At 64.0% G+C, this 1799-nt stretch carries 4 protein-coding genes; 2 read left to right on the top strand and 2 right to left on the bottom strand.

The features are described from left to right. Nucleotides 1-143: GNAT family N-acetyltransferase (locus BG842_RS32375; RefSeq protein ID WP_139136280.1), on the top strand; the 143-nt coding region annotated here is incomplete at its 5' end. Between the two features lie 19 nt (nucleotides 144-162). On the opposite strand, the gene BG842_RS26490 is transcribed toward BG842_RS32375, so the two are convergent. Together BG842_RS26490 and BG842_RS26485 are read right to left on the bottom strand one after the other, a co-directional pair. Continuing rightward, nucleotides 163-648 carry a GNAT family N-acetyltransferase gene (locus tag BG842_RS26490; protein ID WP_069453123.1) on the bottom strand — a complete coding sequence of 162 codons (486 nt, stop codon included), beginning with the start codon at nucleotides 646-648 and terminating at the stop codon, nucleotides 163-165. 24 nt (nucleotides 649-672) lie between these two features. Continuing rightward, nucleotides 673-1284, bottom strand: coding sequence for a metal-dependent hydrolase (locus BG842_RS26485; RefSeq protein ID WP_254663513.1), 612 nt, complete (start codon nucleotides 1282-1284; stop codon nucleotides 673-675). Between the two features lie 279 nt (nucleotides 1285-1563). Between BG842_RS26485 and BG842_RS26480 the strand changes: the two genes are divergently transcribed. After that, nucleotides 1564-1799: helix-turn-helix domain-containing protein (locus BG842_RS26480; protein WP_139136279.1), on the top strand; the 236-nt coding region annotated here is incomplete at its 3' end.

Here is a 1799-nt window from a genome sequence, read left to right as displayed (position 1 = left end):
ACGACGCCTCCCGCGGTCTGCTCGAATCCCTCGGATTCAGGAAGGAAGGTCGCCGTCGAAAGTACATGTTCGTCGACGGTGCGCACCGCGATATGGTGCAGTACGGGCTGCTTCGTGAGGACTGGTGCGAGCGAACGGAGTGAGGAGGTGGCTGACGGTCGCCTACAGCTTTTTGGCGACCATTTCGCCCCAGTGCTCGAAGCCGTGGCGCTCGTAGAACGCTCCGGCGCGGTCGTTTTCGCGGTCCACGTCGAGGACGAGCCGGTCGAGCGGGAGGGCTTGGTCGGCCGCGAGCGAGACGGCGGCGTCCATCAACTCGTCGGCGACGCCCGTCCCGCGGTGGGTCGGGCGGACGTAAATCTCGTTGAGGACGGCGGCGTCCCAGATGAACGCCAGTTCCTCGGGGAGGACGAAGACGTAGCCCGCCAGTCCGTCGCCCGCGTCAGCGACGGTGACGCACCGCTCGTCGTCGCCGACACATCGGTCCACCCAGTCGAGGTACCGCTCGCGGTACTCCTCGGTCAGTTTCCCCTCGTACACCTCGGCCTTGTCGTCGCCGCCGGTCCCCGCGCCGAGTCCGAGTTCGAAGGCGCGCTTTAGCTCCCAGAACTCGTCGGCGTCGCTCGTCTCGTAGGGTCGAATCTCCATACCCCCTGTCGGTGCGAGGGCGCCTTACTCTTTGCGCGATTCCCAGACCCGAAAGCCGAAGATTCCGAAACTCATCGCGCCGAGGAGCAGTTGTCGCCCGCTCCGCACGATGGGAAACACGCGCTCTTCGTTCCGCGGGTCGGGTCCCTGCGCGAGGTCGAATCCGGTATCGTAGTGGGTCGTGTGCGTTGTCCCTCGGGCGTGCGGTTCGAGGAACGTCTGGACGATTCCGTGTTTGTTCGAGACGCTGAGCTTCCCGGAGACGCTGTAGAACTGGTCGTGAATCGGATAGAACACGTTCACGCCGTTCTTAACGAGGTCGAGACCGATTCCAGCGACGACGAAGGCGAAGAGACTCACCCACGCGACGCGGACGCCGTAGGCCCCCCACCGTCGTCCGATTCGGTTCTTCCCCAGCAAGTCGGCGAGCAGGACGATTCCGATGACCGTCGGTATGAGTAGGTTGTGAAACACCGCCCGGTGTCCCCCCTGAATCCAGAACCCGACCAGCGTGTCGATATCGGGAAACGCGGCGGCGGCGAGCACGATGACCGCCGCCCGCGTGTCGAACTGTTCGGCGAGCAGTGACGTGGCGAGTAAGGCCCCCACCGCGACGTGTACCACCGTCGATGGCATCGAACGATGGACGACAGCTTCCAAGAAAGTAGTTTGGTGGGAACCGTCGTCGTAGGCCGGGCGTACTTTCGGATGCCAATCGTTAGCAAACAAACGCGGCGTGACAGGTTCGGAGTTGTGTCCGATGAGGGCTCGCTTAGAACGGTATTCCCTCATTGACGACGGGGTTCGGGGCGACTGATGCGGTCCACGACGCCTAACGGTTCGTGACCCGTATTTCGACGCCCGTCGAAGGCCGGTTTCGATACGCTTTTCGGGACCTCTCCCACATGCGAAGACATGACAGATGCGCGCCGGACGCTCGCCGAGCAAATCGCGGGTGAAATCACGCTGAGCGACGACCCCGGAGCGACGCTCCGCAAGTGGCGCACCGACTTCGACGTGTCCCAGACCGCACTCGCCGACTACCTCGACGTGTCCTCGTCGGTCATCTCCGACTACGAGAGCGGCCGCCGCGAGAATCCGGGCATCGGCGTGGTCCGCCGGACCGTCACGGCGCTCCTCGATATCGACGA

The organism is Haladaptatus sp. W1 (genome assembly GCF_001723155.1).
GTDB classification, from domain to species: Archaea; Halobacteriota; Halobacteria; order Halobacteriales; family Haladaptataceae; genus Haladaptatus; species Haladaptatus paucihalophilus.
The sequence above is the reverse complement of the archived record's forward strand: the minus strand, read 5'-3'. Positions and strand labels throughout refer to the sequence as shown.

Excerpts from the sequence above, each read along its gene's own strand:
- BG842_RS26485 (WP_254663513.1), bottom strand. The coding sequence starts at position 1,284 with ATGCCATCGACGGTGGTACACGTCGCGGTGGGGGCCTTACTCGCCACG.
- BG842_RS26490 (WP_069453123.1), bottom strand. The coding sequence starts at position 648 with ATGGAGATTCGACCCTACGAGACGAGCGACGCCGACGAGTTCTGGGAG.